The sequence below is a fragment of the Millisia brevis NBRC 105863 genome (assembly GCF_001552615.1).
In the GTDB taxonomy this organism is placed as follows: Bacteria; Actinomycetota; Actinomycetes; order Mycobacteriales; family Mycobacteriaceae; genus Millisia; species Millisia brevis.
The window spans coordinates 1-22000 of sequence record NZ_BCRN01000022.1; the positions used below are offsets into that span (position 1 = coordinate 1).

Annotated in this window: 28 protein-coding genes; 8 read left to right on the forward strand and 20 right to left on the reverse strand. The window is 64.2% G+C overall.

Annotation, left to right across the window (positions count from 1 at the left end; genetic code table 11):
• Positions 1-480, reverse strand: a 480-nt coding sequence (locus tag MB1_RS22300) for a DUF3558 family protein (RefSeq protein ID WP_066912858.1), incomplete at its 3' end; no start/stop codon positions are given.
• On the reverse strand, positions 477-803 hold the full coding sequence (locus tag MB1_RS22305) for a hypothetical protein (RefSeq protein WP_157084270.1): 327 nt from the start codon (positions 801-803) through the stop codon (positions 477-479). The genes MB1_RS22300 and MB1_RS22305, both read right to left, overlap by 4 nt.
• Positions 804-1017: 214 nt before the next feature.
• On the opposite strand from MB1_RS22305, the gene MB1_RS22310 reads away from it, so the two are divergent.
• From MB1_RS22310 to MB1_RS22325, 4 genes are all read left to right on the forward strand, one after another.
• On the forward strand, positions 1018-1257 hold the full coding sequence (locus MB1_RS22310) for a type II toxin-antitoxin system Phd/YefM family antitoxin (protein ID WP_066912861.1): 240 nt from the start codon (positions 1018-1020) through the stop codon (positions 1255-1257).
• The gene (locus MB1_RS22315) at positions 1254-1700 is read left to right on the forward strand and encodes a type II toxin-antitoxin system VapC family toxin (RefSeq protein ID WP_066912863.1); all 447 of its coding nucleotides are present in this window, start codon (positions 1254-1256) and stop codon (positions 1698-1700) included. Before MB1_RS22310 ends, MB1_RS22315 begins: the two co-directional genes overlap by 4 nt.
• A gap of 192 nt (positions 1701-1892) precedes the next feature.
• Entirely contained in the window at positions 1893-2267 is a 375-nt protein-coding gene (locus MB1_RS22320; RefSeq protein WP_066912957.1) for a YciI family protein, read from the forward strand.
• A 75-nt stretch (positions 2268-2342) separates the two neighbouring features.
• Positions 2343-3614, forward strand: coding sequence for an RNA polymerase sigma factor (locus MB1_RS22325; RefSeq protein ID WP_066912865.1), 1272 nt, complete (start codon positions 2343-2345; stop codon positions 3612-3614).
• A 62-nt stretch (positions 3615-3676) separates the two neighbouring features.
• On the opposite strand, the gene MB1_RS22330 is transcribed toward MB1_RS22325, so the two are convergent.
• The 6 genes from MB1_RS22330 to MB1_RS22355 form a co-directional block, all read right to left on the reverse strand.
• The gene (locus MB1_RS22330; RefSeq protein WP_084352457.1) at positions 3677-4234 is read right to left on the reverse strand and encodes a DUF3558 family protein; all 558 of its coding nucleotides are present in this window, start codon (positions 4232-4234) and stop codon (positions 3677-3679) included.
• On the reverse strand, positions 4231-4575 hold the full coding sequence (locus MB1_RS26140; RefSeq protein WP_066912869.1) for a type VII secretion target: 345 nt from the start codon (positions 4573-4575) through the stop codon (positions 4231-4233). The genes MB1_RS22330 and MB1_RS26140 overlap by 4 nt, the downstream gene beginning before the upstream one ends.
• Before the next feature lie 140 nt (positions 4576-4715).
• Entirely contained in the window at positions 4716-5258 is a 543-nt protein-coding gene (locus MB1_RS26145) for a hypothetical protein (protein ID WP_066912871.1), read from the reverse strand.
• A 255-nt stretch (positions 5259-5513) separates the two neighbouring features.
• Positions 5514-6743, reverse strand: a complete 1230-nt coding sequence (locus MB1_RS25805; protein ID WP_157084272.1) for a hypothetical protein — start codon at positions 6741-6743, stop codon at positions 5514-5516.
• Positions 6740-7054, reverse strand: coding sequence for a hypothetical protein (locus tag MB1_RS22350; protein WP_066912875.1), 315 nt, complete (start codon positions 7052-7054; stop codon positions 6740-6742). Before MB1_RS22350 ends, MB1_RS25805 begins: the two co-directional genes overlap by 4 nt.
• The gene (locus MB1_RS22355) at positions 7042-7344 is read right to left on the reverse strand and encodes an SAV_915 family protein (RefSeq protein ID WP_066912877.1); all 303 of its coding nucleotides are present in this window, start codon (positions 7342-7344) and stop codon (positions 7042-7044) included. The genes MB1_RS22350 and MB1_RS22355 overlap by 13 nt, the downstream gene beginning before the upstream one ends.
• Before the next feature lie 520 nt (positions 7345-7864).
• Between MB1_RS22355 and MB1_RS25810 the strand changes: the two genes are divergently transcribed.
• From MB1_RS25810 to MB1_RS22365, 3 genes are all read left to right on the forward strand, one after another.
• Positions 7865-8062, forward strand: coding sequence for a hypothetical protein (locus tag MB1_RS25810; RefSeq protein WP_218000297.1), 198 nt, complete (start codon positions 7865-7867; stop codon positions 8060-8062).
• Positions 8063-8625: 563 nt separating this feature from the next.
• The gene (locus MB1_RS22360; protein ID WP_066912879.1) at positions 8626-9054 is read left to right on the forward strand and encodes a hypothetical protein; all 429 of its coding nucleotides are present in this window, start codon (positions 8626-8628) and stop codon (positions 9052-9054) included.
• Positions 9055-9196: 142 nt separating this feature from the next.
• Entirely contained in the window at positions 9197-9730 is a 534-nt protein-coding gene (locus MB1_RS22365; protein WP_066912881.1) for a hypothetical protein, read from the forward strand.
• Between the two features lie 131 nt (positions 9731-9861).
• Here MB1_RS22365 and MB1_RS22370 read toward each other — a convergent pair whose 3' ends face one another.
• Genes MB1_RS22370 through MB1_RS22385 form a run of 4 tightly spaced genes read right to left on the reverse strand, consistent with a single transcriptional unit; the run spans position 9862 to position 16376 of the window.
• Positions 9862-10998 carry a Wadjet anti-phage system protein JetD domain-containing protein gene (locus tag MB1_RS22370; RefSeq protein WP_066912883.1) on the reverse strand — a complete coding sequence of 379 codons (1137 nt, stop codon included), beginning with the start codon at positions 10996-10998 and terminating at the stop codon, positions 9862-9864.
• Positions 10995-14375 (reverse strand): ATP-binding protein, encoded by a 3381-nt coding sequence (locus MB1_RS22375; RefSeq protein WP_066912884.1) that lies wholly within the window; start codon positions 14373-14375, stop codon positions 10995-10997. The genes MB1_RS22370 and MB1_RS22375 overlap by 4 nt, the downstream gene beginning before the upstream one ends.
• A complete protein-coding gene (locus MB1_RS22380) occupies positions 14368-14952 on the reverse strand; it encodes a DUF4194 domain-containing protein (protein ID WP_066912885.1) in 585 nt (194 codons plus the stop codon). Before MB1_RS22380 ends, MB1_RS22375 begins: the two co-directional genes overlap by 8 nt.
• The gene (locus MB1_RS22385; RefSeq protein ID WP_066912887.1) at positions 14949-16376 is read right to left on the reverse strand and encodes a DUF3375 domain-containing protein; all 1428 of its coding nucleotides are present in this window, start codon (positions 16374-16376) and stop codon (positions 14949-14951) included. The genes MB1_RS22380 and MB1_RS22385 overlap by 4 nt, the downstream gene beginning before the upstream one ends.
• A 125-nt stretch (positions 16377-16501) precedes the next feature.
• Between MB1_RS22385 and MB1_RS26685 the strand changes: the two genes are divergently transcribed.
• Positions 16502-16690 (forward strand): type II toxin-antitoxin system Phd/YefM family antitoxin, encoded by a 189-nt coding sequence (locus MB1_RS26685; protein ID WP_245650316.1) that lies wholly within the window; start codon positions 16502-16504, stop codon positions 16688-16690.
• Between the two features lie 322 nt (positions 16691-17012).
• Here MB1_RS26685 and MB1_RS22390 read toward each other — a convergent pair whose 3' ends face one another.
• The 8 genes from MB1_RS22390 to MB1_RS25815 all read right to left on the reverse strand — a co-directional run bounded on the left by MB1_RS22390 (position 17013) and on the right by MB1_RS25815 (position 21955).
• Positions 17013-17570: a DUF3558 domain-containing protein gene (locus tag MB1_RS22390; protein ID WP_084352461.1), complete on the reverse strand. Its 558-nt coding sequence runs from the start codon at positions 17568-17570 to the stop codon at positions 17013-17015.
• Positions 17567-17911 (reverse strand): hypothetical protein, encoded by a 345-nt coding sequence (locus tag MB1_RS22395; RefSeq protein ID WP_157084275.1) that lies wholly within the window; start codon positions 17909-17911, stop codon positions 17567-17569. The genes MB1_RS22390 and MB1_RS22395 overlap by 4 nt, the downstream gene beginning before the upstream one ends.
• Before the next feature lie 200 nt (positions 17912-18111).
• Positions 18112-18498 carry a hypothetical protein gene (locus tag MB1_RS22400; protein WP_066912893.1) on the reverse strand — a complete coding sequence of 129 codons (387 nt, stop codon included), beginning with the start codon at positions 18496-18498 and terminating at the stop codon, positions 18112-18114.
• Complete coding sequence (locus MB1_RS22405; protein ID WP_066912895.1) at positions 18498-19166, reverse strand: nucleotidyltransferase domain-containing protein; 669 nt, start codon at positions 19164-19166, stop codon at positions 18498-18500. The genes MB1_RS22400 and MB1_RS22405 overlap by 1 nt, the downstream gene beginning before the upstream one ends.
• Before the next feature lie 237 nt (positions 19167-19403).
• The gene (locus tag MB1_RS22410; RefSeq protein ID WP_157084277.1) at positions 19404-20345 is read right to left on the reverse strand and encodes a hypothetical protein; all 942 of its coding nucleotides are present in this window, start codon (positions 20343-20345) and stop codon (positions 19404-19406) included.
• Between the two features lie 143 nt (positions 20346-20488).
• On the reverse strand, positions 20489-20893 hold the full coding sequence (locus MB1_RS22415) for a type II toxin-antitoxin system VapC family toxin (RefSeq protein ID WP_066912899.1): 405 nt from the start codon (positions 20891-20893) through the stop codon (positions 20489-20491).
• The gene (locus MB1_RS22420; RefSeq protein WP_066912900.1) at positions 20890-21123 is read right to left on the reverse strand and encodes a type II toxin-antitoxin system Phd/YefM family antitoxin; all 234 of its coding nucleotides are present in this window, start codon (positions 21121-21123) and stop codon (positions 20890-20892) included. The genes MB1_RS22415 and MB1_RS22420 overlap by 4 nt, the downstream gene beginning before the upstream one ends.
• An 82-nt stretch (positions 21124-21205) precedes the next feature.
• Positions 21206-21955, reverse strand: a complete 750-nt coding sequence (locus MB1_RS25815; protein WP_157084279.1) for a hypothetical protein — start codon at positions 21953-21955, stop codon at positions 21206-21208.
• Between the last annotated feature and the right edge of the window lie 45 nt (positions 21956-22000).

Consider the following 22000-nt stretch of genomic DNA (forward strand, 5'->3'; position numbering starts at 1 on the left):
TCGCCTGCCCAATCCGGGGCTGTTATTGACGATCACCGCTCCGAACGAAGTTCGCATGAGAACCGAACACGATTCATCATCCGTGCCGCCGGGTACATACCAGGCTTCGCGTCCGTTGACAGTGACCGCATACGGGGTGACCTGAAAGGGAATCTGTTCCCACGGAGTGTTCTGCGCTATGAGGTCAACCGCGCGTTCGTCGCCGATGATTCCGCATCCGACTATCGTTTCTCTGCCGATGACAATTTCATCTGGCTCCTTGTCCGCGGGTTCGAGTCCGAATCTCCGGAGTATGGCGTCATCGACGGCCGTGCAGGGGTCGAACGCAACGTTGGGCAGCACGGGCGTGGTAGCGGTGGCGACGACGGGCGAAGATTCGGTTCGGTCTTCGATGGTCGCGTCCGAAACGTCGAACGTCCCGCAGCCCGCAAGCACGCCGATTGCGAGGGCCGTTCCCAGCGTCACCCGCTGCTTGTTCATCCGGGAAGAGTGTCCGGGCTAACGGCGGTTCCCGCTGCCTCGATCCCGGCTGCGTTCACGGACTCGGTTTCTATGTACGCGGCACCGGCCGCACGGATTTCTGCGGCATAGCGGCGCGTCAGGTCGATCTGCTCCTTTAGGTGGTCGATGGCTAGGCGTGCCTTGTTCGTGAAGCCCACGTCGAGTTCGTCCGCCGATGGAAATCCTGCAAAGCCGGTGGAGTACGTAGCGCGTTTCAGCTGCAGTGAAACGGCTGACAGATTCTCCGCGTGTGTCTCGAACGCTTGGGCGATGCGCTCGGCGGCGCCGGGTTCGATACGCATCTGTGTTCCGTCCGGCATGAAGGCCCCCTCGTTGGTCTGTCCGTTCTCTTGGACGCAGCTCTCGTCGATCGGGTTCCCGACAGATGAGGTGCCTTGACCTCTGCGTCCATGGCGGCCGGACCACGTCCGGCCGACCGGGAACGCCATGACAGCTGATGCTCGATCGGCATGTCGATGGCGGCGACTGGTGTCTCACCGGTGATACAGTCGGAAGATGACCGAAACGGTAAGCGTCCGCGATCTGCGCAACAACGGCGGTGAAGTGTTGCGTCGGGTCGAGCGCGGCGAACGTGTCGTGGTGACGCGGGACGGAACTCCGGTGGCGGAACTCGGCCCGTTGCGTCGCCGCAGCGTCAGCGCCGAGGAACTGATTCGGCGTCGCCGACACCTTCCGGCCATGGACCCTGTCGTTTTCCGGGCAGATGTGGACGACGTGTTGGACTCGTCGTTGTGAGCGGAGCGCGTGATGCCGGCAGGGGAGTGCTGGACACGTCGACGGTGATCCTGTTGGGCCGACTCAACAACGCCGATGAACTGCCCGACGAGTCGACCATCACGGCCGTGACGCTTGCCGAGTTGTCGGTAGGCCCGCACGTCGCGCGGACCGAAGCGGATCGCAGTGTCCGTCAGCAGCATCTTCAGCAAGCCGAGGCGGACTTCGAGGTACTCCCATTCGATGCCGAGAGTGCTCGTGCGTTCGGCGGTGTGGCCGCCTCGTTGCGCGCCTCGGGACGCAAGCTTGCCGTTCGAGCCTATGACGCGTTGATCGCAGCCACCGCGATCGCCAATGGCTTACCGCTTTACACGTGCAACCCCGACGATTTCGTCGGCATCGCCCAGCTTGATCTTCGGCCCGTCACTCATCCGGATGGTTCCGCTCGGGTGCGCCGCGACTGATCCTCGGGTGCGGTCGAACCGGCTTGTGCGGCCGAGCCCCGCTCCGCCCTGGTCGCGCCGTCCGATCCTGCCGTCGACCAGATCACCGATGGTGATCCACCAGAAAATCCTTAGGTTCGATGTCGAAGCCCGGCATGCTCGTTCGACGTAGGTGCGAGAGACCACATCAGCAACCACAAAGGAGTGATCCACATGCCTCGTTTCATGGGATTCGTACGGATGGAAGAGAACATCGGAACGCCTCCGAAGGCGCTGTTCGACGCGATGGACGAGTACATCGGCGAACGCGCGGCGAAGGGGATCTTCCTCGACGGCGGCGGCCTCTACGGCACCGAGGATGCGGTGAACTACGTCGTCCGCAAGGGCGAGGTGACGCGCGTGGACGGCCCGTATGCCGAGGGCAAGGAGGTCGTCGGCGGCTGGTCGATTCTGGAGTACCCGACGGTGGAGGACGCGGCCGCCGACCAGCAGTCGTTCGCCGAGCTGCACGCGAAGTACTGGCCGGAGGTCACGGTGATCTCCACGCTGCGCCAGATCTCGACCGGCCCCGACGCGCCCGAGGAGTGACCACCCGGCCCGTCGATCCTGCGCCTGTTCGGCCGGGATCGGCGGGTGGCGGCCGGTTCTCACTACCCTGGCCTGGTGCCGCCGCAAACCCGTCCCGACGAACCGAGCGTGGTCGTCCACACCGTCTGGCGGGCCGAGTCCGCCCGCCTGATCGGCGCGCTCACCAGGATCACCCGCGACGTGGGCCTGGCCGAAGACCTCGCCCAGGACGCGCTGGTCGCGGCCCTCGAGCAATGGCCGACCGCAGGCGTGCCGGACAACCCTGTCGCATGGCTGATGACCACCGCCAAGCGCCGCGCCGTCGACCACTTTCGGCGCGCGGACACCCTGCGTCGCAAGGTCGCCGAGATCGAACACGTGCGCGCCGGTGAGGAGGAGACGATGCCCGACATCGCGTCTCGGCTCGACTACATCGAGGACGACGTGCTTCGGCTGATCTTCCTCACCTGCCACCCGGTGCTGACACCTGAGTCTCGTGCTGCGTTGACGCTGCGCCTGGTCGGCGGGCTGACTACCGCCGAGATCGCCCGCGCCTTCCTGGCCGCCGAATCCGCGTTGGGGCAGCGGATTTCCCGTGCAAAGAAGACTCTGGCCGAGGCGCACGCACAGTTCGAACTACCCACCGGATCGGAGCGGACCGAGCGGCTCGACGACGTCATGGCGGTGATCTATCTGATCTTCAACGAGGGGTACACCGCGACCTCCGGGGAGGACTGGATGCGCCCCGACCTCACTGCTGAGGCGGTGCGCCTCGCCCGCATGCTCGCCGCGCTGACACCCGACGAGCCCGAGGTGCTCGGCCTGCTTGCTCTCCTGGAGATCCAGGCGTCGCGAACGGACGCCCGGCTCGACGCCGCTGGTCGGCCGGTGCTGTTGGAGGCGCAGGACCGCGGTCGGTGGGATCGATCGATGATGCGGCAAGGCCTCACCGCCCTGGAGAACGCCGAACGGCTCGCCGCGCGCGGCAAGCCAGTTGGCCGATACTTCCTGCAGGCCGCGATCGCCGCCCAGCATGCTCGCGCGAAGCGGTCCGAGGACACCGACTGGACCCGGATCGCCGAGCTATACGACATCCTGGCCGAAGCCGCGCCCGGTCCCGTCGTGGAGGTCAACCGCTCCGTCGCCCATGGTCGGGCGTTCGGTCCGGCAGCCGGACTCGCCATCCTCGACGCCGTCGATCCGAGGTCGCTGGGCCGCTCTGTGCTACTCCCGAGCGTTCGTGGCGACTTGCTCGAACGTGCGGGGCGCCATGCCGAGGCCGCGGACGCGTTCACCGAGGCGGCCGCGCGAACCGGCAACGCGGGCGAGCGGGTGGTCCTGGAGGACAGGGCCGCGCAGAACCGGTGACGCACAACGCCGTGCCGCCCCGAGGTCAATAGCTGTCGAGCGACCTCCGACGGTGAGCGCCCTCAGTTCTCGTTGTCGATCAGAGGTTCGACAGCTTCGGCGAGTTCCATGATTCTGTCGCAGCGATCCATGTTCGGGTCCGTGGTTCCACCGCGGCGCACGGTGTGTTCAACGATCACCGCTCCGAAGTCGGTACGCATAAGCACCGAGCACGAGTCTTCGCTCGTGCCGCCGGGGACATACCAGGCTTGGCGCCCGTTGACGGTGATGGCTTGCGGGGCGACCCGGAAGGGGATGTCGTCCCAGGGGGTGTTCTGGGCGACGATGTTGATCGTGCGGTGTTCTCCGAGAATGTTGCAGGCGAGGATGTCTTCCCTGCCGAGGGAGAATTCGTGTCGGTCGCGTTCGGCGGGGTCGACCTCGAACCGCACCAGCAATGCGTCATCGATTGTGTCGCAAGGGTTGAAGGTGACCTCGGGCAGTGCGGGTGTGGTGGACACCGCCGTGGTCACGGGTGGTGGGGTTGCAGTGTCGGTGCTACCGGTTGTGGTCTCGGCGGAGGTGCAGCCGGTGATGGTGACTGCCATGCAGATCGCGGCGGCGGTGTAGAGACCTTTCATCGAGGTCCGGATTCGGGGGTGACTTCGTCGCCTGCGGCGTGGATTGTTGTGGAGTTTGTGGTATCGGTCTCGGTGTAGGCGGCTCCGGCTGCGCGAAGCTTTGCGGCGTATTCGCGGCTCACCTTCGCCTGGCTCTGTAGATGGGCGATTGCGAGGTCAGCTTTGTTCTTGAAGCCCTCATCGAGTTCCATCGCGGACGGGAATCCTGCGAACCCCGTGGAGTAGCCGGCGTTCCGCAGTCGATCAGCGACCTGCGCCAGGTTCTTCGCGTGGGTGTCGAAGGCTCGAGCGATGCGCTCCGCTGCGCCGGGTTCGATCCGAAGCGTTTCACCATCGGGCACCGTTTTATCTCCATCGTCAGCGGCTCTGAGTATTGGACGCAGCGGCCGTCGACTGCGTTCCCTCGCTCTGTCACTGAAGTGACCCAGCCGCGTTTCGCGTCCCGCGGATCGGCGGCTGGGCAGCTGCGCGAACGGTCGGATCAAGAGAAAGCCAGGGAACTCGCGCGCTGAGAGTCGATCCGGAGTTCGAACGCCTCGCTGAGCAGCTCCGATCGCAGTCCGGGTTCGCGGCGATAGAGGTCGAGCACCGGGCACAGTACAGTGACCATCTCTCGGTCTCGTGCCCACAGCTCGCCAACGCGCATCGCGAGCAGGTTGCTGTTGTTCACGCTCATCTTGGCGGCAAACCGAAACGTTCGGATCCGCCAACTCGGTGCCCCCGGCCGGACGACAATGTTGAGCTGTTCGAGTGGCGGCTCGCCCAAGGCAACGATCATGTCCACGTCGTCCCATGCGACAGCGCTGTCCGAGGATGGCCCAATGAGCTCAATGGTGTGGGGGTGGAGGACGAGCGTCGGCCGCCGCGCCATCGACCGGGCGGTGATGAGAACCATGGGTGCGAACAGTGCGGTGGGGATGAGCCATGGCCACCACGTGGCGCCGGCGGCGGCGACGACGCCGAGACCCCACACGCCGGGGAGAGTCAGGCCGACACCGATGGTGAGAATGACGCGCAGTTGCACTCGATTCACGGGAATCCGAACTCCAGCCGGGTCTCGGGTGAATCGTAGGTGCCTCGGGTCGCCGAAGGTGTCTTTCGAATAGGTGGTGACCGCTGGCAAGGATGAAGAACCCGACCGGCAGTCCCCATGACAGCCAAGGGTCGCCGTCACCGATAGTGACGATTGACGACGCAATGAACACCGCGCCCAGCACGAGAGTGAACGCCACCATCGGTATGGCGAACCACCTGTGCTCCATCCATTTCAGGCACATCATCAGTCGAAGAGCGCCTTCCATCCATCGGTGACCAACCCGCCGGCGTCAACGAATGTATCGCGTACTTCGCGTCCACCGTCTCGGATCGTCTCAGTGCTGAAATCGCCTTTTTCCCAAACGGAGTCCACCATCCCCGACGTTGCGATGGCGGCCACGGAGCCCACGACGGCGCCGGTCCCTGCACCGACAATGGTGCCTGCGCCGGGGACGATGGATCCGATGGCGGCTCCCGCAACCACAGAGGCGGCCCAGCCGCCGGCAGCTCCGATTCCGTACCCCGCAGCCATACCCGCGGCATTCGAGGTGACCGCCTGCGGGATCGACTTTCCATTGGCCAGATCGTCTCCAATGGCATAGCCGGTCGCGAAAAAGCCGAGGCCGTTCATGATTCGGGTTACCCGCGCGGAGGGGCCGACCTCGTCCAACGCCGCTCGTGCGGCCCTGGCGTCGTTCTGTGCAGCGGTGACATCGTTGAGGTGGTCGTTGATCGCACTGTTGGGTCCGCGGGTCGTTCCATCGGGATTGGTCAGCGCCTGGACGTGCGATCGAGCCCCGGAGATGCGTAACTCGGCGAGATCGGCTTTGGATTGCATGGCATATGCGTTTGCCGCGACCGATAGTGTGCTGCTGCCGCCGGCGAGGAAGCCTTGGGCCAGAGTTGCAAGATTGCCGGCATTCGACTGCCAGCGTGATGCCGCGGCCAGCAAAGCGTCGTCCCATCCGTCGATAGCTGTGCGGACTTCCTCTGCGGCCGTGTTCCAGGCGGCCAGCAGCCCTTGATACCTGTTGTATTCGGCTGCCGCCAGTTCGTGGTGGTCAACTGCGGCAGGTGAAGCGTTGCTCGACAAGGGCGATGGTGCCGCCGGACCTACGCCGGGATGGTGCACGAGCGTGCCCTCAATTTCCAAGCCTGCATGCATTGCTTTCTCGCGCGCAGCACTTGCTTGGTCCCGGGCTCTGCGCAGGGCCACAGCGAGCGCGTCGAGTGATACTCCCTGGTTCTCCGCCGCTGTCGAGAGTGTTTCCACACCATCGGAAAGGAGGGTGAGGTGATGGCGGAACGACTCGGACGCGGGCGCATCCCAGGATGCGTCTGCTCGCGAGCGGTGCGCGTCCGTCGCCTCGGTGAACGTCCGGGCCGAATCCCACATCGTGGACCTCAACCAGGAAGCTGCCGCTTCGATAGTGCCCGCATCACCATCGATACGAGTCTCGAGAGGCGGGTTCACTCGGCGTCTCCGGATAGCAGCAGGTCAATCGCTTCCTCGGTATCGGCGTCGACGTAGTTGCGGTTGCACTGATCTGCGATCACCGAAAGGACGTCGTTCTCGACGAGTATTTCGGTGGTTGACGTTGTGACGGCAGCGAGGATCGACGCGATCAGCTCTTCGGCCCAGCCGGTACCAGCGGGATCGGGCATCGACGCCGCGCAGCTGTCGAAAGCGCCGCGTGCTGTGTCCATGTCGGCAATGACGCGGCGAAGCTCCTCCGGATCCACGATGATGCTGGAGGAGCTTTCGGGTGTACTCAACTGCTCCACTCCGGCCGACGGTTCCGTGGAACGTTGAGATCGAGCATCGTCAGATCCCAGGGCCGGTGGACGTACTGGGCGTTGATGGCAGCCAGGGGCATGAGAACCCACGGCTGCTCGTCGCCCAGTCCGTTGTGTAGTCGGTCGAGCGAGGTGTATGCGAGGAAGGCGAGGCGCCCGTCGCGTGTCTCGCGGTAGCTGAACTGTGCGTCCTCGATGGCGCCGACGTGGTCGACGCAAGGAACGTAGAGCACGGGCGGAATCCGCTCCGGTTCCACGTAGGTGAGTTGATCGGACATCTGACTTCCCCCTCGTGGGCGGAGCCTACCTGGCCGAGTCTGCGCCGTTTCGGATGCAGCTACGGATCTGGCTCGACTGCACATTGTGGTGTTCAGGGACGTTATCGCCGATCGTGGGATGCGTCGGCCCGTCATCTTTCGTCGTCGATGAGCGGTTCGATCGCTTCGGCCATGTCGAGGGCGCCATCGCAGCGGTCCATGGTCGGATCGGGCCGCCTGCCCATGCTCGGGGTGTTGTTGATGATCACGGCTCCGAACGACGTTCGCATGAGAACCGAGCATCCGTTGTCGTGCAGGCTTCCGGGTACCAGGCTTCGCGTCCGTTGACGGTGATCGCGTGGGGGGTGACTTGAAAAGGAATGTCGTCCCATGGGGTGTTCTGCGCAACCAGGGTGACCGAGCGTTCGTCGCCGATGACCCCGCATGACACCGCTGTCTCCCTGTCTCCCTGCCGAAGGTAAGCACATCCGGCCTTCTTTCCGCGGGTTCGAGGCCGAATCTCAGAAGTATGGCGTCATCGATGTCGGTGCAGGGGTCGAACGTAACTTCGGGCAAGGTTGGCGTGGTCGAGGTGGCGATGGCTGGCGAGCTTTCGGAGTGTTCTGTGGCGGCCGAACCGGAGATGGTGGGAGTGCCGCAGCCTGCAAGCACGCAGATGGCGAACGCCATTGCCGGTGCTGCGCGCCGGTTGTTCATCTGGATCCGGTGTCCGGACTGACAGCGGCTCCCGCGTCGCCGATCAGGTTTGAGTTCGCGGAGTCGGTCTCGATGTAGGCGGCCCCGGCCGCGCGGATTTCTGCAGCGTAGTGGCGGGTCAGGTCGATCTTCTCCTGCAGATGGTCAATGGCCAGGCGCGCCTTTCTCGTGAAGCCTGCATGGAGTTCGTCGGCGATGGAAACCCGCGCCGGGCTCGATACGCATCTGTGTGCCGTCCGGCATGCAGTCCTTCCTCATGTTTCTGTCCCTTGTTGGACGCACCCCACGTCGATCGGGTTCCCGGCGGATGGGGTTCTCCAGCCGGTCGGGCGAAGCCGTCATGTGGACAGTCCTCCCGAGGCGGAACACGACTGAGAATCCGATCTCTGCGAACCGCGAGCTTCTCGTCGAACGCCATCAGAGGTTCCTCAGTCTTCGGGTTCCCCGGGGATAACCCGAAGATCGCCGCTGGTTGTGGACAACCAACTTGACAACCCGGGTTTAGCGATACTCGACCTCATGAATTCCATTGCCGCAAAAGCGCATCCGCGGTACCTGTCGGAGGGTGCGGCTACGGTCCCTGCCATGTACATAAACGAGGATGAGATCGACCTGGCCTACGAGGCCGCCGAGGAACTCGAGCGGGCTGTGAGCGGCCTGTCGTGGGATCTGATGACGCCACCCGAACGGCGAGACGTTATCGCTGTTCTCGAGCAGCTGTCCGACCTCGTCCGCGGCCTCGACGATATGACGTACGGGCGGCTGGACAAGCTGGCCGCTCTGGAACCGGGGGCCGTGAAGTCGGGTGACGAGACTATCGACATGACTCTCGCCGATCCGGACGGCATGGATCCCGCAGACGCGAGGCGGATCGTGTCGGCGGCAAACAGGAGCATCGAGAGAATCGAGGAGGCCAGGGCCGAGAGACAATCCAGATCAGCAGGTCGTGAGGAAGCCGGTACTCACAGCAATCCTCCTGCGTGCTATGTACGTCCGCCGGTGGCAGCGCCATGAATGAGGCAGCACGACAGTGATATCGGCGCTGGGCTTCGTCAGCGATCGTCACGCAGCTGCGGGATGTTCGAACTGTTTGCCGATCTGAATAGGTATCGGCGCACAGTGTCATCATTTCGGAAACGAACATGGAAGGACTCGTATGGACTGGCAGATATTCTCGCTCATCGTTGGCACCAGTGTGGCGGTGTGCGCTATACCTCCCGTGAGGGAGTGGCTGGGCAGCTGGCTCTATCCAGGGCCGTCTCGCCTCCGGCAACTGCAGCAACAGTTCGCCTACGCGGATCAGCTCGTGGCTGCCGCCGACCGGCTGGAGCAGGAAGGTCACCTCCGATGGGCGAAGGAGCTGCGGCAAGTCGGGCGCGAGGCAGTCCCACGTCTTGCCGCTGCTCGCAACATCAGGCAGCAGGACCAGTCGACGTACTGGACGGGTGCACAGATCGCGGTGGCCGGGCTATGGATGGCTGGCGCGTCCTTGTGGGCATTGCAGCTCGAAGGTTTTGCGGCACAGTCGTTTCAATACGGTATGTCTCTGTTGGCGATTGGCGTGGGCTTCGTCTACTTGATGGTGGCCGTTGTGCGCTGGTGGATAGCTCGGGCCCGTTTTGAACGGAAAGTCAGCCAGGAAGTGGCGGAGATGGTGGCAGCACCAGCCTCGTTGATACGGTTCCGCTGAAGCGGCAGTTGCATTGAATCGGTCGAACTACTTCGAGCCTCGACGCCATTGTCTGGTAGACGGTCTCCCGGAGCGCCGCCCTCCTCGCAACGGCAGTGAGAAGGAACTGGATGTCCACGTTCAGGCGCCAACTACGGTAGACGCGATCGCGCCCACTGCCAGTCGATGGCCTCCTGCTCCAGCCGCACTCGCGTGCCGATGCGGTCGGTGACCAGGTCTTCGTACACGGCCCTCTCCTCATCGGTGAGCCGGGGCAGGTGTGCGGACGTGGGTTTCGCCTCGGTGACCCACCGGTCACGGTGTTCGAGCAGCGTGGCTCGATCCATCAATATCGATCGGACCTCCGGGAACCACGCGCGCAATCGGTCCAGGATCGCGTAACCGTGGGTATCCAGGTCGCCCCAATAGATGATGGTGCAGTCGAGCAACCACGGAATCCGACCGAGGCGGTACACGTCGAATCCCTTGCCCCAGATCACCATCCCTGCGTCGGGCACGGGAACGGTCAGGTAGGTGATCTCGTTTTCGCAGACGACAACGGTGCGCGGGGATACCGGCAGCGAGGCAAGTTCATCGACCCGTACCGACAGTTCGCTGACGGCGAGCCCGGCGATCGTCCCGCCCGTCATCCGCAGGCGCACGTACTCGGGTTTTGCTCGAAGGCCCAGTCCTGCAAGAAAACCGGAGGCGGACGTCGGAACATCCAGCAACGCCGCCAGCACGGCCCGGTGACGTTCGGCGAACTTGGTGTCGACCCCCGGTGCGCTGATTTCCCGCAGATAGCGCCCGGACCCCCGATTGGTGTCGAGCCATCGGTAGGCCGCGAGCAGTCGCGGCCACTCGGCGGCCAGCTCGAGAGCACGATGCGGGTGGGCCAAAGCCCAGGACCGGGCCGCCGGGTGCTGCGTCGCCGCTGACAGCAGCTCCATGAACCGTTCGACGGGCGTGGTGACGTCGAGCAGTGCCCAGGCCTGTTCGTACCCGGTGAGCACCGCTCGCTTCGGAAACCGATTGCGGCCGATATGCCGTCCGCCGACCGTTGCCCACTCGAGGGTGTAGTGCGCGTCCTCGCGACGAGCATTGTCCAGCTTGGTGATCCACGCCCGCACCGCGGTCAGATCATCACCGATATCCGCCGCGCCCGGACCACGCAGCGGCACCTCGATCCGCGGGAACGGTTCGTCCGCGGCATACGCCCGCAGCAGTGAACCATCGTTCCACCGCCGTCTGACCTTCGCGACAATTGTGTCGGGGCCGGTCCAGGTCATCGATTCGGGTGGTCGCGTTGCTCGCGGTACTCCTCGATGGTCATCGTGCGCAACCGCGAGTAGGTGCCGTTCGGGTTGTCGACAAATCCGATCGACCGCACATACGGTTCGATGACGTGCACCTTCTGCAGCGGTGTCACGATCAGCAGTTGCAGCCCCAGCTTCGCGAACAGGTCGAGTGCGTAGCGGGCAGATATCTCCGAGCCGCGGCCGAACGCCTCGTCGATGACCGCGAAGCGAAAGTCCTTGGACTGCTTGGCGCCCCACTCCAGACCGAACTGATAGGCCAGTGACGCAGCGAGGATGGTGTAGGCGAGCTTCTCCTTCTGCCCACCGGACTTGCCGTCGGAATCGCTGTAGTGTTCCCATTCGTCGCCGGTCTCGAGGTCCCGCTCGGAAGCGGAGAACACGAACCAGTTGCGCACGTCGGTGACCCGCCGGGTCCAGTTCCGGTCGGTGTCGGCGTATCCTTCCCGGCCGCGGAAGCGTTCGATGATGCGCTTGACGTCCAGGAATCGTTGCTCGGAATAGTGATCGTTGTCGGTGGCCAGGGCATCGTCGGTGGCATTGCGGAGATCGGCACGGAAGGCGGCGACATCCTGATTGTCGGTGCGTTCCTTCTCGAGGCGGATATAGCGGCCGGGGTTGTACGGGATCGCTCCGAGCGCCTCGTTGATCCGATCGATGCGGGTATCGATCTCGTCCGCCTGCCTGCGCAACCAGTTGTTGAACTGGGCGAGTTCGCGAATCGTTTCGGTGTTGAGCAGCCGTTTGAACTCCGCTTCGTGGCGCGGTAGGTCGTCACCGGCCACCTGCTGGTGGTAGGCGAGGAAGTCGTGCCGCGCATCCGGGTGCGCATCCATGTCGCTGCGCAACTCCGGCCACGAACGCAGAAACCCGTCCATGTACTGCTGCATGGACGTGGTGTAGCCGTTGATCTGTAGCACCACCGCGCGAATGCGCTTGTCCAGATCATCGGTCAGGAATTCCGATGCGTCGGTGCAGTCGTCCGACCGGATCGGCACCTTGCGTCCCAGCCGATTGGTGAGCGCGGGGTAGACCGCACGACAGGCTTCGAGACCGTCGGCGTCCCGGTTGGCGACGAGGGCGGTGTCGGTGGCGCGTTTGTGTTCGGCGCTCTCGATGCGGTCGGTCACCCGGGCGATCTCCCCGGCGAGACGTTCGGTCACCACGGCGGCGGCGTCCCTTTCGGCGGCGTTGCGCTCGAGTGCGGCGGTGATCTCCGCGAGTCGGCTGGACTCGGTGGTCAGTCGGGCGCGTTCGGCGTCGGCGTCATCGGCTCGTGCGGTGGCTTCAGCGTGATCGAGGTCGGACCAGTCGGTGTAGTCGCGCAGCCGGCCGAGGGCTATCTGTTGGGCCTGAAGGCCGTGTCGTGTCCGTTCTGTGTCGTCACGTTGGGCTTCGGCGAGGGTGATCCGCTCGGCGAGCTCGGCCGCCTCGGCCTCCAGCGCGGCGATCTTGCGTTCGTTGGCCCAGCCGAGCACCCAGGTGCGCGGATCATCGACCCGGGTGCGGTCGTCCTTCTCGTGGCGGTCCCCGGATCTGATCTGCCCCTCGCGGGTGACCGCGCGCTTCTCGTCGCGGAACTGCGCCATCGTGTCGACACAGCGATAGTCGGCGCGCCGGCCCAGCTCGTGTCGCAGGTACCGCTCGAAGGCGCCGTCCTTGACGTCGAGGCAATCGGCCAGCAGCAGCCCGTCACCCGTGGGGCGCTGCAAACGAATCTGCCGCTCGGCAACGCGCTCGTAGACCAGCTTGATCCCGCGTCCCTGGTGGGTCAGTCGCCGAGCGTTGACCCACTGCGAGACGGCGGCGTAGTGGGTCTGCGGTACCAGCAGCGATAGCGCGAAACCGCGCAGGACCCGTTCGGCTGCGCCCCGCCACGCGGCATGCTCGTCGGTGACGTCGAGCAACTCACCGGCAAACGGCAACTCGTCGGTCGGCACCGCCAGCGCCGCACACAGCTCGTCGCGCAGGGCCACGTGACTCTGCGGCAAGTTGTTGGTGCGGTTGGTCAGGCCGGCGATCTCGGCCGTCGTTACCGTGTGCTTTCCGCCCAGGTCCTTGATCTCTCCGAACAGGCCGGCAAGCCGGTTGTCGATGACCTTGAGCTCGCGAGCGGTGGCGTCGTGACGGTCCGGCAGCGCGCCGGCAAGGGCGAGGAATTCTTCCCTGGTCTCGATCGCCGGGAGGTCGGCATCGGCGACGGCGGCATCGAACAGTGTCCGCCGGCGTTGCCGTTCGACGGCCTGTTCGCGGGCGCTTCGGGCCAATCGTTCGAGTTCGCCGATGCGGTTGCCGCCGGCCTGTGCGCGCTGCTCGATCAGCGACTCGTGTTCGCCGGCGAGCCGAGCGGCGATTTGCTGGGAGGCGGACCGCTGCCCGTCCAGTTCGGCGTGCCGGGCCTCCAGGGTTGCGATCTCGCCGGTCAGTAATCCGATGCGCAACTCGGCGATGAACAAGCGGACCGCCGCGCGTTGCCGGTCCAGTTCGTCACGTTCGGCCACGGCGCGGTCGTACTGTCCGCACGTCTCGACCAGTGGGGCGAGGGCCTCGAGTTGCTCGCGGGCGCGTGTGACCGCGTCGTGCGCCTTGCTGAGGTCCTCGAAGTGGGTGATGATCGCCCGCACGCGATCGCCCGAGTCGGCCGGCTCGAGCATGTGGCTGCGCACGAAGTCGTTGAGGTTGCTGACCGACTTCATCGACACCGTCTGGTGGAACAGCTCGAGCGCCTGCTCCGAGCGGATTCCCAACATCTTGCGCATCGTGCGCCCGTACTCGGGGAACACCGTGGAGATGGTCGCGCCACCCGCCCGCAGGCGGCGGCGCAAGTCGAGCAGATCGGATCCGAAGTCCGTGAAGTCGCTGCTGATCGACAGACGCTTGGCGGCGGTGACGAAGAACCGGTCGGGAGTGGATCGATCACGCTGCTGGAAAACTTGTGCGAGGGTGACGGTTTCGTCGAATCCTTCGTTGACGAACACGCCCAGGATGACCGAATAGGTTCGCCCACCCTCGCGCAGACCGATCGCGCGGGAGCGGCCGGAGGCTTCGATCCGTTCCGACCGGTAGTGACCCTCGACGTAGCTGCGCAGGGTGCGTTCCTTGGCGTCGGCCCCCGCGGCCTTGTTGTAGGCCACCTTGTGCGCCGGCACCAACAGCGTGGTCAACGCGTCGACCAGTGTCGACTTGCCCGAGCCGATGTCGCCGGTCAGCAGCGAGGTGTCCCCACTCGGTTCCAATGACCACACGTGCTTGTCGAAGGTGCCCCAATTGAAGACCTCGATGGAGTGCAACCGATATCCCGCACGCTCGTCGGTCGACAAGTCGACGGACGAGAACAGGCCGTCACCCATCGGTAGTCACCGCCCCGGCGTATTCCTGCAGCTTCCCGGCGAAGTCGGACAGGGTCTGCGCGTCGACGTACGCCTTGAGGATGCGTCGGATCTCCCATTGGTCGGGCTGCCCGGGGATCTTGCGCAGGAATCCCAGTTCGGCGGCCTTCTTGATGGTGGACTCCGCGGTGTCGACCACACGTGCCTCATTGGTGGACTCGGCGAGGAAAAGGCGCAGCGTGTCGACCATGTGATCGGTGGACAGGACGAGTTTCCCTTCGGCGCCGGAGGTTTCGAACTCGACCAGGCGTTTGCGCAGCAATACCAGCAGCAGCGACACGTTGTAGGTCAGTTTGCGGCGACGGATCAATCGGGGGAGCGGCTCCTCGCCTTCGACCTCCTGGCGGGAGCGCAGGTATGCGTAGCCCTCGATCTCGTCGACGACCAGATCGACGCCGATCGTGGCGAAATGATCCCGGATCGGGCCGACGTGGCGGTCGATCGCCAACCACGTGTCCTCGTCGGATTCGCGGTAGATCACGCCCTGCATCAGGCGGATGATCGATGAACCGATCGCGTGTTCCTGTTGCTCGGTCATCGTCGTGTCACCGTCACTTTCGGCATGCGGACTCGGCGTCGGGTACCGGACACGTCCGAATAGTCGAGCAGGGTTTCGCCGGTCTCGTCGAGGTCGACGGCGATCTCCTCGTCGTCCAGAGCGAGGTAGGCGACGATCTCGGCCGCTCCCTGCTCGATGGGGAACAGATCGACGATGTCGGTCAACAGGGCGGAGGACCGTCGGGGGACGATGTCTCGGATTCGTCGAGCAAGGCGTGCCTGGTCGACGTAGGTCTGGGCGAACAAGGACTCGACGTCGGCCTGCTCGGCAGCAGTCGGCGTGACAAGGCTGTCCACCCGGGTGGCGGGAGTCGCGTCGTACAGTGGCCGCTCGAACGGCAACATGATCTCCACCCCCGCCTGGTCGAGCTCGAGGCCGATATCCGGCGCGCGATCACGCAGGCCGAGCGCGGCGGTCTCGACGGTTCGCACCAGTTCGATCACTCGCCGGTTCTCCAGCCACACCCTGTCGTCCAGGAACCGCCGCAGCTGTTCGGAGATCTGACGCACGGTCCGTTGAGCACGTTCGGCGGCCTCGGACCACTCGTGGTGGATCGATCCCAGCCGCCGGTCGGAGTCGACGGCTTCGAGACGGTCGACAGCGGCCAGCAACCCGGACAGTTCGTCCTGCCGCGCATCCGAGAGCAGGAAGTCGTGGAAGGCCTGGAAGCTGCGTCCCTGGTCGGAGGACGAGATGTCGGTGCGGCCGGTGACGAGTTCGCCGAGCAGTTCCCCCTTGCTGCCGTCCCAGACGGCGATCCGTTCGCGAGCCGCGCGATCGAGACTGCGAAAGTTGTCCTCGACCTCACGAAAATCGGAGAGCAGATCCCGCGCCGTCGCGGAGAGCTGCTGGTAGCGGTCGCGGACCCCCGTCTCGTCCAATAGCTGGAGGTCACCGGATTCCACGGCCTCGATCTCCCGGTCGAGAGCATCGCGTTGGCGGCGCAACTCGGCCAATCGAACGTCCGGATCGGTCTCGGTGCCGTGCACGATCTGCCGGAGCAATTCCACGACGGTATGCAATCGTGATTCGGTGCCCACAAACGATCGTGCGCGCAGCGATTCCACCCAGGAGTTGGCCTTCTCCAGGGCGGGTGTGGCCTCGTAGTGGACGTCATCCGATCCCGGTGGATAAAACCGTCGCAACCAGCCCACCTCGGCGCCGGACCAGTCGTCCAGGTAGGCGGCCGCCGCCTTGGGAAAGCGTGGACTGTCGGGGTCGGTGTTGAGCGAGTCGAGCAGATCGTTCAAGGCGCCTGCTACCTCCACCCCGGCGGTTGCTCCGCGATTCGCCTCCACGAAGAAGCCGCCGAGAAACGCCAGGACCAGTCCGGCATTGTCGGCACGCAGCAATCTCCAGGCCGGATGGCGCGTCCGGACAGCTTCGATGTCGTCGAAGTCCATGTACACATCCCATGGTCGTCTGCGTCGGTTCGTGGTAGTGACAGTAACGATCGACACCGACAACCTGGCCATCCCGAGCGGTGGATGTCTCGCGGTTCGCACCAGGAGGGCGACGGAGCCGGCCTGTGTCGGACACTATCGACGTGGCCGGGGTGTCCAGCACCGGCGTGAGCGCACCAGTCATGACCTGTCGGTTGTGGGAAGGGATGACCGAGGTGGTGGGCGTCCGCGATCTGCGCAACAACGGATGGGAAGTGTTGCGCCAGGTCGAGGGCGGTGAACGTTTCGTAATGACACGGGACGGGACCCCATGACAGAGCTCGGTCCGCTGCATCGCGTCCGTTCTGTAGTCGGACGAGCGAGGTGTATGCCAGGAAGACGAGGCGACCGACGCGTGTCCTGCGGTAGATGAAGTGGGCGTCCTCAATGGCGTCGACGTGGTCGACGCAAGGCACATAGCGCACCGGCTGGAATCCGCTCCGGCTCCACATGGGCGAGTTGATCCGACATCTGCGTTCCCCTCGAGTCGGGCGCTTACCTGGACGAGTGTGCGTCGTCTCGGACGCAGCTACCGATCTCCATCACCTGCACGTTGTGATGTTCGGGGGACGTTGTTGCCGGTCAGGGGAATGTAGGTCAGGTCCCGTCGTCGATGAGCGGTTCGATCGCTTCGGCCATTTCCAGGGCGCCGTCACATCTGTCCATGTTCGGATCCGGCCGTCTACCCAAGCCCGGTGAGCTGTTGATGATCACCGCTCCGAACGACGTTCGCATGAGAACCGAACACGATGCGTCGCTCGTCCCACCGGGTACGTACCAGGCTTCGCGGCCGTTGACGGTGATTGCCTGTGGGGTGACCTGAAACGGTATGTCGTCCCAGGGAGTGTTCTGCGCGACCAGGCTGACCGAGCGCTCGTCGCCGGGGACTCCGCATGTCACCAGTGTTTCCCTGCCGAGGGTGAGCACGTCCGGTTCCCTTTCCGCCGGTTCGAGGCCGAATCTCAGGAGTATGGCGTCATCGATGTCGGTACAGGGATCGAAGGTGACGTCGGGCAGGGTCGGTGAGGTCGAGGTGGCCACGGGTGGGCTTTCGGGGCGTTCTGTGGTGGCCGAACCGGAGATGGTGGGGGTGCCGCAGCCTGCAAGTACGGAGATGCTGAGCGCCGTTGCCAGTGCTGCGCGTTGGTTGTTCATCTGGATCCGGTGTCCGGACTGACAGTTGCTCCCGATTCGCCGATCATGGCTGAGTTGGTGGAGTCGGTCTCGATGTAGGCGGCGCCCGCCGCGCGGATTTCTGCGGCGTAGCTGCGCGTCAGGTCGATCTGCTCCTTCAGATGGTCAATGGCCGCGCGCGCCTTGTTCGTGAATCCTGCATGCAGTTCACCGGCCGATGGGAAACCCGCGAACCCGGTCGAGTACGTGGCACGTTCCAGGTTTCGTGACGCTTCCGCCAGATTGTCGGCGTGTCTGTCGAATGCCTGAGCGATCCGGTCGGCGGCACCGGGTTCGATACGCATCTGTGTGCCGTCCGGCATGCAGACCTCCCCATGTTTCTGTCCCCTGTTGGACGCAAGCCGCGTCGATTGGGTTCCCAGCGGATTGAGGTGCTCTGGTCGCCTCAGGCGAAGCCGTCATGTCGCGACCAGCAAGAACAGAGCGGATTCGAATCAGAAGAGCTACGGGACAATTCCGTTCGAGAAAGCACTGGAACGCTGCTGTATCGGGGTTGGTCCGACTACCTCGCTGCTGCCAAGGCCTTCTTGGCAGCAGTGACCAGATGACCCGCCGCGCGATTCATCTTCTTGCACTCCGCGGCGGAGATCGGCTCATGCGTGTACGCAGACTTGTTCTTGAGACTGAGCAAGGTGGCGAGGTATCTCTCGGAACCGGGGTCGGCCTTCTGCAATAGCGCGCGGGCCTCGTTGTGGTTGCCGGTATTCGAATGCATGCCGAGTCGCACACAGCAGATCACGTCCGCAGCAGCGATCCCGGCGTCGATGTACAGGTCGGCAGCGGCGGTGGGATGGGTGTCCTCCGCGAACTCGGCGAGATCGAGGAACTCCGTCGCCTTGTGCATCCGTCCCGAGATGACGGTGGAGTCGCAGTCGCGTTGCCCGGCCATCACGGTCTCCTTCTCGGGCCCGCGTTGCCCGCTGTGTGCAGTCGGCGGGTCAGCCACGCCCGCTTTCCGGCCACGGTCAGGCCTTCTTCGGCTACGGCGCGAAGAAGGGGTTCGCCAGCCGCAGCAGCGACCGCGAGTTGGTCCTCGGTATACTCGACGATGCGGCCGTCGTTGCCGGTCCAAGCGGTTACCAGCCGAGCCAGTTCAGCGACCCGCTCCTCCCACGCCTCCGATTCGTTGTCACGGCTGTCGGGACGGGACTCGGATTCGCGCACCAAGAACACGTCGATATCGCTGCCGAGCGTCATACGCCCCGTTGTCGCCGATCCGAACACCGCCGCGTACCGGAGTTCGCTGCCCCAGTCGGTGAGGTGTTCTTCGAGGCGGTTCAGGAATGTGGCGTTGAGCCGAGAGAGCGCCACAATCGGCTCGGCCGCAAGGTGTTCGGTATTCAGTCGGTAGGTGTTGGTCCTGCCTATCCGATCGTTGAGCACCACGCCCTGAGCGGTGAGGCGGGTGAGTACCTTGCGGATTCCTTCGCCCGACGCGGTGGTGAGGATGCGCTGAATCTGGGAAATTGTGAACGGCACGTCGGCGCCTGCGATGACCGCGAGCACGTCGCCGTCCAGCGTCGGCGTGACCGAAGCAAAAGGTTTGTTCAGTTGCATGCCCGACACCTCCTTATCTCAACTAAAGTTGGATTATAGCAACTATAGTTGGAGTTAGTTGCGGAGGGTTTCCGCATCCGTGGCACGCGCCGGAGGACGCGGCTACGGTCCCCGCTGTGTACGCAGACGAGGATGAGATCGACCCGGGCTATACCGCCGCCTTACCGGCCGCTCCGACCACCGATCACCTACTGACCGAACTGATACCTGCCATTACACAGACGAGAGTGAGATCGATCAGGATCCCACGGACGCGAGACGACTCGTCGGGGAAGCCGTCACGTATCGGCCGGCGGACGCGGGCTCACGTTTTCGTTTTGTCTCGACGTAGGCGCCCAATAACCAGATGAGATTGTCGGTGCGGGAATAGTCATCGCTGGGGGAGATGGCAATCCCTGCGAGCGAGTACCGCATCATCCGATGGATCTCGGCTGATCTGCGACCGGTTAGCGGGATGAGCCGATCCACGACCGGCCGTTGCTCCTCGACCAGTTCGGGTGCCCAGTGGTCGAGAAGCCGGATGATGTGGCGATCCGGTTTGAATCCGTTCCAGCCGAGGTTGCGGAAGAACTCGCTGCCGAGCGCAAAACGCATGCCTTTGAGCTTTTCCGCAGGTGGTCCTTCCCAGCTTTTCGGCTGCTCATCGACCAGGTGCCCGATCAGGCACAGCATGAGGTGCTCATTCGGCAGATCGGTGATGCCTGCGGTCGCGGCGTCACCCTTCATCCGGGTGGCAAGTTCGCGCACGGTGTCGTAGTAGTTCTCTTGCTCGTCGTCCAGATCTGCGAGGTGCTTTGCCCATCCGGTAATGGCAGCGGCATCTCTCTTTCTGGTTGTTCCGGAAAGAAGCGTCGCCAGTTGCGTCGGATCGGTGTGCCGCGCCACGGCGAGGTTGAGGCCTCCGAGTGCCTCGTAGATCCGCTTCTCGTTCTTGAGAAACGTCGCCCAGGGGCGCGAGTTGCTGCCGAGTGCCCGTACCGAGGCTTCGAAGACTTCGGTGTTGGACACGCCCCTCAAAGGATCGGGCGATGGAGATTGATTGAGCTTTTCGACCACCTCATCAACAAACGTCACCGGATCGTCGGCGACATCATCGATTCCGTAATGTGAGGCGATACGGGTGCGTATGTTCGGGTCTTCGTACAGGGCTTCCGCAACGGCCTTTTCGTTGAGCTTCACGATTTCCTAAACTGCTGGTGGCGACTTCCGGCAAGCGTACGACGGCTCGGTGATAGCGTTGGCAAATACGCCAAATACTGCAGTAAGGGCCGCGGCGCACGCGCGGATCGGCGCCGTTCAATCCCGTAGAGCCGGCTTTTGCGTTATCGACGTGTTCGGGTGTCGAGCACGGAGGTAAGCGCACCGCCGATGACCTGTCGGTCACTGGTCGCGATGGTCAGACCGCGCCGGGCGGCCTGGGCGACGATCATCCGATCGAATGGATCCTTGTGGGCCCAGTTGAGTCGACCGGCCATGGCGGCGTCGGACGGGTCGATCGGCAGATCGGCGGCGTTCATCTCGGCAAGTACGTCGCCCCACGCGGACAGCAACGGTTCACCGTCGAACCGGCCGATTCTGGTCTTGATCGACACCTCCCATGCCGAGGCCGCTGAGACGTAGAGGTCGTTGCGTTGATCGGCCAGGACCGAATACGCCTGCTCGTTCAGTCGTTCCGGATCCGCAACCAGGTGGAGCAGGGCGTTGGTATCGAGCAGGATCGCCGTCACGGGGCGTCTTGCCACGCCGAGAGTTCGGTGTCGGGTAGCGGATCGTCGAACGATTCCGGCACGTCCAGGCCGGGTAGCCGTCCGAACCTGCGCGGCCGCGCGGTTACCGGAGATAGCACGGCGACCGGCCGACCATGGTTGGTGATCGTGATCGATTCACCGGTGCCCTCGACCTCGGCCAGTACGGCATTGAGCCGTGCCTTCGCCTCGGTGCTGCTGATCGTCCGCATCGGTCAACTATAGATCAATCGGACTGGTTGCAGTAGTTAGATTGCCGCTGTCCTAATCGATCCCTCCCCTCCGGGTGAGGGGTCAGGCCTGCCGGGCCCAGCCGGGATATGCGGGCAGCGTGGGAGGCGGTGTATTGCTCTCCACTGTTCCCGGCTCCGAGGGGGCATTCGGGAAGATCGTTCGTCCCCACGCTTCGCAACTGCCGTCAACGTCCTCGGTAAGACTGCCGAAGGTGAGCTGCCAGCCGACGAAGACGTTCCCTTGGGGCGCACTCCAGGTAGGTTCATCGGCTTCCCCGGAATCGTTCGGTTGCGTAGTCGAACCGATGCTTTCCGAGGTCGACGAGTCCGTATCTTGATGAGGTTCGTTGACGCGGCGGTCTACGAATTCGTAGGTAACGAGGAATGCCGGACCGGTGGAACTGAAGTATGTGTTCTCCGTGTACCGCGCCAATCCGTCGGGCTGGACGCAGATGGAGGCGCTGAATCCGTCCGGATTCGTTGAGAGTTCTTGAATTCTGGAGTGCTCGGTTCCGTACAGGGGAGCCAGTCCCGAGTCGTTCGGGTAGAAGTACCGGTCTTCCGGCCTCAGTGCCTCCATATATCCGGGATAGGCGTTGTCGGGTCCGGCGTAGAGAGCGACGAGGTGTGCTTCGCGGGTGGCCCGCGTGAGGGTGGCCTCCGGGCCGAGGAGATCGATTTCCGGCTGCGCGGACCAGACGAGCGTTGCGTTCCGTACATTCTGAGGCGGCTGGTAGTCAGGCGCTTCCGTTGGCGTTGGCACCGGGATCTCGGCGCTGCATCCGGATGCCAGCAAAGTGCCGAGGAGCATCAGGGTTGCCGCACGCCGGCGAGGGCGCGGTCGACTCCAACCGAG

Excerpts from the sequence above, each read along its gene's own strand:
- MB1_RS22305 (WP_157084270.1), bottom strand. The coding sequence starts at position 803 with ATGCGTATCGAACCCGGCGCCGCCGAGCGCATCGCCCAAGCGTTCGAG.
- MB1_RS22310 (WP_066912861.1), top strand. The coding sequence starts at position 1,018 with ATGACCGAAACGGTAAGCGTCCGCGATCTGCGCAACAACGGCGGTGAA.
- MB1_RS22320 (WP_066912957.1), top strand. The coding sequence starts at position 1,893 with ATGCCTCGTTTCATGGGATTCGTACGGATGGAAGAGAACATCGGAACG.
- MB1_RS22330 (WP_084352457.1), bottom strand. The coding sequence starts at position 4,234 with ATGAAAGGTCTCTACACCGCCGCCGCGATCTGCATGGCAGTCACCATC.
- MB1_RS22355 (WP_066912877.1), bottom strand. The coding sequence starts at position 7,344 with ATGTCCGATCAACTCACCTACGTGGAACCGGAGCGGATTCCGCCCGTG.
- MB1_RS25810 (WP_218000297.1), top strand. The coding sequence starts at position 7,865 with ATGTCGGTGCAGGGGTCGAACGTAACTTCGGGCAAGGTTGGCGTGGTC.
- MB1_RS22360 (WP_066912879.1), top strand. The coding sequence starts at position 8,626 with ATGTACATAAACGAGGATGAGATCGACCTGGCCTACGAGGCCGCCGAG.
- MB1_RS22365 (WP_066912881.1), top strand. The coding sequence starts at position 9,197 with ATGGACTGGCAGATATTCTCGCTCATCGTTGGCACCAGTGTGGCGGTG.
- MB1_RS22370 (WP_066912883.1), bottom strand. The coding sequence starts at position 10,998 with ATGACCTGGACCGGCCCCGACACAATTGTCGCGAAGGTCAGACGGCGG.
- MB1_RS22375 (WP_066912884.1), bottom strand. The coding sequence starts at position 14,375 with ATGGGTGACGGCCTGTTCTCGTCCGTCGACTTGTCGACCGACGAGCGT.
- MB1_RS22380 (WP_066912885.1), bottom strand. The coding sequence starts at position 14,952 with ATGACCGAGCAACAGGAACACGCGATCGGTTCATCGATCATCCGCCTG.
- MB1_RS22385 (WP_066912887.1), bottom strand. The coding sequence starts at position 16,376 with ATGGACTTCGACGACATCGAAGCTGTCCGGACGCGCCATCCGGCCTGG.
- MB1_RS22390 (WP_084352461.1), bottom strand. The coding sequence starts at position 17,570 with ATGAACAACCAACGCGCAGCACTGGCAACGGCGCTCAGCATCTCCGTA.
- MB1_RS22395 (WP_157084275.1), bottom strand. The coding sequence starts at position 17,911 with ATGCCGGACGGCACACAGATGCGTATCGAACCCGGTGCCGCCGACCGG.
- MB1_RS22400 (WP_066912893.1), bottom strand. The coding sequence starts at position 18,498 with ATGGCCGGGCAACGCGACTGCGACTCCACCGTCATCTCGGGACGGATG.
- MB1_RS22405 (WP_066912895.1), bottom strand. The coding sequence starts at position 19,166 with ATGCAACTGAACAAACCTTTTGCTTCGGTCACGCCGACGCTGGACGGC.
- MB1_RS22420 (WP_066912900.1), bottom strand. The coding sequence starts at position 21,123 with ATGCGGACGATCAGCAGCACCGAGGCGAAGGCACGGCTCAATGCCGTA.
- MB1_RS25815 (WP_157084279.1), bottom strand. The coding sequence starts at position 21,955 with ATGCTCCTCGGCACTTTGCTGGCATCCGGATGCAGCGCCGAGATCCCG.